The sequence below is a fragment of the Mycolicibacterium llatzerense genome, assembly GCF_000878195.1.
GTDB lineage: Bacteria > Actinomycetota > Actinomycetes > Mycobacteriales > Mycobacteriaceae > Mycobacterium > Mycobacterium llatzerense.
Map to the genome: position 1 here is coordinate 21584 of NZ_JXST01000059.1, position 6000 is coordinate 27583.

The 6000-nt window shown below is 66.7% G+C and carries 5 protein-coding genes; 3 read left to right on the forward strand and 2 right to left on the reverse strand.

Features of this window, described 5'->3' with window-relative positions:
• Positions 1 to 48 precede the first annotated feature (48 nt).
• A complete protein-coding gene (locus tag TL10_RS27235) occupies positions 49 to 1131 on the forward strand; it encodes a DUF5685 family protein (protein WP_043988121.1) in 1083 nt (360 codons plus the stop codon).
• Here TL10_RS27235 and TL10_RS27240 read toward each other — a convergent pair.
• Together TL10_RS27240 and TL10_RS27245 are read right to left on the reverse strand one after the other, a co-directional pair.
• Positions 1128 to 2228 (reverse strand): acyltransferase family protein, encoded by a 1101-nt coding sequence (locus tag TL10_RS27240; RefSeq protein ID WP_043988122.1) that lies wholly within the window; start codon positions 2226 to 2228, stop codon positions 1128 to 1130. The genes TL10_RS27235 and TL10_RS27240 overlap by 4 nt on opposite strands.
• Positions 2225 to 4147 carry a DEAD/DEAH box helicase gene (locus TL10_RS27245; protein WP_052506567.1) on the reverse strand — a complete coding sequence of 641 codons (1923 nt, stop codon included), beginning with the start codon at positions 4145 to 4147 and terminating at the stop codon, positions 2225 to 2227. Before TL10_RS27245 ends, TL10_RS27240 begins: the two co-directional genes overlap by 4 nt.
• 111 nt (positions 4148 to 4258) lie before the next feature.
• Here TL10_RS27245 and TL10_RS27250 point away from each other — a divergent pair, with 111 nt between their 5' ends.
• Together TL10_RS27250 and TL10_RS27255 are read left to right on the forward strand one after the other, a co-directional pair.
• On the forward strand, positions 4259 to 4798 hold the full coding sequence (locus TL10_RS27250) for an LppP/LprE family lipoprotein (protein WP_043988132.1): 540 nt from the start codon (positions 4259 to 4261) through the stop codon (positions 4796 to 4798).
• Positions 4799 to 4903: 105 nt separating this feature from the next.
• A complete protein-coding gene (locus TL10_RS27255; protein WP_082068107.1) occupies positions 4904 to 5854 on the forward strand; it encodes an IS481 family transposase in 951 nt (316 codons plus the stop codon).
• Positions 5855 to 6000 lie beyond the last annotated feature (146 nt).

Here is a 6000-nt window from a genome sequence, read left to right on the forward strand (position 1 = left end):
CTGGGTTGATTGCCTGCGATCTGCGCTGGCCGGCGCTATCTTCAAGCCGTGTTCGGCATCCTCCGGCCCTGCCGGCATCGACTCGGTAAGGAACTCGCCGCCGTCTGGACGGCCCAGTTGTGCGGGCTGTGCCTCGCGCTTCGCGATGACTACGGACAGGGCGGACGCGTCGCCACCAACTACGACGGGCTGGTGGTGTCGGCGTTGGTGGAAGCGCAATCCACCGCGGCACCCGGACGTCGCGAAGCCGGCCGGTGCCCACTGCGGGGCATGCGCAAGGCCGACGTCGCCATAGGTGAATCCGTCCGGCTCGCGGCCGTGGTCTCCCTGGTGCTCGCCGCCGCCCGGGTGCGCGATCACGTCGACGACGGCGACGGCGTGCTCGCCGCGGCAGGCGTGCGGCCCGCTGCCCGACGGATCGCCGACCGGTGGGAGCGCCAAGGTACGGGCGTCGGCACAGCCCTGGGCTTCGACACCGCCGTGCTGATGGACGCGATCAGTCGGCAGGCGGCGCTGGAAGCCGCTGCAACGCCGGGTAGCTCGTTGCTCGCGGTCACCGAACCCACCGAAACCTCGGTCGCCGCGGCATTCGCGCACACCGCGGTGCTGGCCGGGCGGCCGGGGAACGTGGCGCCGCTGCGGGAGGTCGGCCAGTTGTTCGGGCGGGTCGCGCACCTGCTCGACGCGATCGAGGATCTGCACGACGATCGGGTGCACGGGAAGTGGAATCCGGTGGCCGCCACCGCAACTCCGATCGGCGACGTCCGCACGGCGTGCGACGACGCGGTACTCGGCATCGAACTCGCCCTGGCCGACGTGGAATTCACCGACGGGCGGCTGGTGCACCGGCTGCTGACCCGTGAGTTGCGACGGGCCGTGACCCGGACCTTCAGCGGCGCGGGGTTCAAGGCCACGGATGTGCCGCCCGACGCCGGCCCACCAATCGCGTCATCGGGCGAGGTGCCGTTGGACATAGTCGGGATCGAAACTGGCGAAGAAGACCCCGAGAAGAAGGCCGAGCGCAAGGCCGGCTGGTTCGACGGCTGCTTCGCCTGCGACTGCGACGGCTGCTGCTGCGATTGCGATGGCTGCTGTGACTGCGACGGCTGCTGTTGTGACTGCGACTGCTAGTTCCGGACCCGGGTGAACCGGTGCAATAGCCACGACACCGGAATGGTGAACAGCATCGTCAGGGTGAACAACGCGAAGGTCGAACCCGTCCAGATGTGCTGATGCATCACCTCGACCATGACCAGTTCCATGATGACCAGATGCACCAGGAAGATCTCGTAGGAGATCTCGCCGAGGAAGACCATCGGCCGGCTCCCCAGCAGTCGCGCGTACCAGCCCCGGTTCCCCAAACCCAGCGGTGCGACGATCAGGGTCGCGATCCCCGCGTAGAGCAACGACTTCCACAGGCTCTCCCCCAGCGTGGCGGGTGAGGTGGTCGGGGCACCGGCGAGGGGCGTCGACGCGATGAGGTAGCAGACCAATGCCAGTGGGATGCACAGGAATCCGTAGGCCCGCACACCCATCGCCGCCAGCACCGAAAGCAGCATGCCGCCGACGAACCAGATCAGATAAGTCGGCAACCACAGCCGGGCACCGTCGGGCAGGAAATGCGTGGTGTGCACCAACGTCAGCCACGCCAGGCTCAGTGCGGCCAACATCGCCAGCGCGCCGAGCAGCAGGGCCGGCCGCCACCGCCGCCGGCACAGCACCACCATCAGCAGGTAGGCCAGCGCCGGAAGGGCAACGTAGAAGGCAACTTCCACCGCCAGGCTCCACATCTGGGTGAGGCCCTGATGCAGCCAGGAGAACAGGTAGTTGTCGGTGTAGATCTGGGTCAGCGTCAGGTTCCGGAGCAGCCCCAGCCAGCTGTGACCGGGGTTCGGGCCGGCCGTTCGGAAGTGATACAGCGCGTAGGCCGCCAGCACCGTCACCACGTAGGCGGGCATGATCCGTCGCACGCGGTGCCAGGCGTAGCGCTGCACCGACGGTGCCTCGTAAGGCTTTTCGGCGTCGGCCCGGGCCAGCGCCTTGACCCACGGGCTGAACAACAGGAAACCCGACAGCACGAAGAAGATCGGCACACCGATCTCGGCGCGCGCATACATCAGCCCGACGTAGGTCTGGGTGTACTTACCTGTCGTGAACGCTGCGTGGGTCAGTACAACGAGCAGTGCGGCAACCGCACGGACCCCGGTGAGTGAATCAACCCGGGTCACTTGTACTTGCGCTTGCCCTCGCCTCGACCTTCGCTGTGGCCACCACGACGATCGTCGTCACGGCCGGGTCGAGACCCGCGGTCCGGGCGTGGCCCACGGTCCTGACGGCCACCGCGGTCGGAGTACGAGCCCCGGTCCGGGCGTCCGCCACGATCCTGATAGCCGCCGGAATTCCCACCCTTGTCCAGCTCCAGGTGGATCAACTGGCCCGAAATACGGGTGCTCTCAAGCTTTTTGAGCGTGTCCTTGCTCAGCTTGGCGGGCAGCTCGACCAGCGAGTGGTCCACGCGGATGCTGATGTGCCCGAAGTCGCTGCGGTTCAGGCCGCCCTCGTTGGCGATGGCGCCGACGATGGCACCCGGAATCACCTTGTGCCGCTTGCCCACGGCGATGCGGTAGGTCGCCAGATCTTCGCGCGTCGACCGAGGCTTGCGCTCGCGGTCGCCACGGTCGCCGCGGTCGTCACGATCCGGACGCTCGCGCCGCTTCTCCGGCGGGGGCTCCTTCATCAGGAACTCTTCGCCACCCTGGGTCTGCACCGCCAGCGCCGCCGCGATGTCCGCCAGCGGCACGTTGTTGTCGCGCTCGTAGTCCTCGATCAGCCGGCGGAACAGCTCGATGCCCGGGGCGTTGAGCGAACCGGTGATCGAATCGCCGAACTTGGCCACCCGCTGCGCGTTGACGTCATCGACCGACGGCAGCTGCGACTCGATGAGTTTCTTTCGCGTGACGCGCTCGATCGAGTTGAGCAGGTGCCGTTCGCGCGGCGTGACGAACAGCAGCGCGGTACCCGAGCGGCCGGCCCGGCCGGTGCGCCCGATGCGGTGCACGTAGGACTCGGGGTCGTGCGGGATGTCGTAGTTCAGCACATGCGAGATGCGTTCGACGTCCAGACCACGGGCCGCCACGTCGGTCGCGATCAGGATGTCGATCGAGCCGTCCTTGAGCCCGTTGATCGTGCGCTCGCGGACCGCCTGGGCGATGTCACCGTTGATCGCGGCCGCGGAAAACCCACGGGCCCTGAGCTTTTCGGCGACTTCCTCGGTGGCCTGCTTGGTCCGGACGAAGACGATCATCGCCTCGAACGGCTCGACCTCGAGCAGCCGGGTGATGGCATCCATCTTGCGCGCGCCGGCCACCTGGATGTAGCGCTGGGTGATGTTCTCGGCGGTCTGCGCCTTGGCCTTGATGGTCACCTCGACCGGGTCGTGCAGGTACTTCGAGGTGATCTTCTTGATGGCCGGCGGCATGGTCGCCGAGAACAGCGCGACCTGCTTGTATTCGGGGGTGTCCGCCAGGATGCGCTCGACATCCTCGGCGAAGCCCATCTGCAGCATCTCGTCGGCCTCGTCGAGCACCAGGTAGTCCAGGTGCGAGAGGTTCAGGCTGCCCTTCGACAGGTGATCGATGACCCGGCCCGGGGTGCCCACCACGACCTGGGCGCCACGCTTGAGCCCGGCCAGCTGCGGCGCGTAGGACGACCCTCCGTAGATCGCCAGCACGTTGACGTTCAGGTGCGCGCCGTACTTGCCGAATGCCTCGGCCACCTGCAAGGCGAGCTCGCGGGTCGGCGCCAGCACCAGACACTGGGTGTTACGGCTGGTGGGGTCGATCTTGGACAGCACCGGAACCGCGAATGCGGCGGTCTTGCCGGTGCCGGTCTGGGCGAGACCGACGACGTCGGATCCGCTCAGCATCGCGGGGATGGTCGCGGCCTGGATGGGCGAAGGTGACTCGTATCCGACGTCGGTCAGCGCGCGCAGCACCTCCGGGCGGATGTTCAGGTCGGCGAAGGTGACCTCGTCGCTGGACTCAGCGGAGGTTTCAGCAGTGACCTCGGCGCTGGACTCAACGGAGGTTTCAGAAGTGGTGTTGCTGCCGCCCGAATCCGGGTCGGTCTCGGGCGAAGACGTCGTCATTATGCGAGAAGTCTAGAGGGTCATCGGGCCAGGTACGCCCCGCATGGCTGACCAGACTCCCCCTGGTCCGCCTTATAGGGTGGCCGGGTGCGCTGCGCCGAACCGAAACTGATGACGATCGCGGTGGCCGCACTCGCGGCGGCAGGCCTGTCCGCTTGCGGGTCGGGCGACTCCACCGCCTCCAAGACGCCCGATCCGACCGCGCCGGCCGCCGCCAAGAAAACCGCCGCGCCGACCGTCGTCGCAGGTCCGAAGACCAGCGCGGCTCCGGCCGACCCCTGCGCCGTCAGTCTCACGGCCCCCGATATCGCCAAGGCGGTGTCCACACTGCCCGCCGACCCCCGCAGCAAGCAGGGCTGGAGCCCGGAGCCACTGGCCGGCAACTACAACCAGTGCGCACCACTGTCGGTGGTCATTGTGAAAGCGAACACCAACGGCGAGCAGCCGAACACCCGCGCGGTGATGTTCCACCTGGGCCAACTGATCCCGACGGGGGTGCCCGACACGTACGGGTTCAACGGCATCGACCTGGCCGCGACCACCGGCGACACCGTCGCGCTGAGTTACACCAACCCGGCCAGTGGGCTCAAGAGCGTCGTGCGGTTCCACTGGAACGGCAATGGCGTCGAGCTGATCGGCAACACGCACTAGGTGTACTGGGACAGGACGTTGGTAGCAGGCGTGTCGGCTTGATGTGAGGAGAACCCCCGGGTGGGGTGTGGCTTGTCTAAGGTCCGCAACCGTCCGGAGGTTCTCGTGTCCCACCGTAATGCCCGTACGACGTTTCATGGCCGCCTGCTGATAGTGCGCCGCTATCAATCCGGCTGGGCCAAAGCCGATATCGCCGAGGCGATGGGAGTGTCACGCAAATGTGTGCACACCTGGATCAGTCGATTTGAGGCCGAAGGCCAGGCCGGGCTTGCCGACCGGTCGTCGCGGCCGCATACGACCCCGACCCGCACCCCGCCAAGCATTGAGAACCAGATCGTGGCCTGGCGCCGGCGCCATCGCTGCGGCCCCGACGAAATCGGCGCCAAGCTTGGAGTCTGCGCCCGCACGGTGTCGCGCGTGCTGAACCGACGCAAGATGCCCCGCCTGCGTGACTGCGACCCGATGACCGGTCGGGTGATCCGCGCCTCGAAGTCCACGGCGGTGCGTTACGAAAGAGACCGTCCTGGCGAGCTGGTGCACATGGATGTCAAAAAGCTGGGTCGGATCCCTGACGGCGGCGGTTGGCGTGCCCTGGGCAGGGACAAGATTGCCCGATCTCCCAAGGTGCGCAGGGGTTTTGACTATGTGCACTCACTGGTCGACGACCACTCTCGATTGGCCTACTCCGAGATCTTGACCGACGAGAAGGGGCCCACCTGCGCGGCATTTCTCCGTCGCGCCGCCAGGTATTTCCGTGACCACGGCATCCCCCGCATCGAGCGAGTCATGACCGATAACGCGTGGGCCTACCGCTGGTCAATCCGCGATGTCTGTGACGAGTTGGGCGCTCGACAGGTGTTCATCAAGCCCCATTGCCCCTGGCAGAACGGCAAAGTAGAGCGCCTCAACCGCACCCTTCAGACCGAATGGGCCTATCGCAGAACATTCAGCAGCAATGCCCAACGCGCCGCAGCCCTTGCGCCCTGGCTCGAGCGCTACAACACTCAACGACGCCACAGCGCACTCGGCGGTCTACCGCCCATCAGCCGACTGTGACCAACGTGCTGTCCGGGTACAACTGATATGTAGGGACTGTTTGTCAAGAGGCAGGTGAAAGCCGCCCCAGTGTTGTTCTGGGGCGGCTTTCGTTTGATCGGTGCCAGCGCGGTCGGTGACGGTCGTTGGTCAACGACGGTTGGTGT

What these genes read in the sequence shown, in the direction of transcription:
- TL10_RS27250 (WP_043988132.1), top strand. Translation starts at nt 4,259, where the DNA reads ATGACGATCGCGGTGGCCGCACTCGCGGCGGCAGGCCTGTCCGCTTGC.
- TL10_RS27245 (WP_052506567.1), bottom strand. Translation starts at nt 4,147, where the DNA reads ATGACGACGTCTTCGCCCGAGACCGACCCGGATTCGGGCGGCAGCAAC.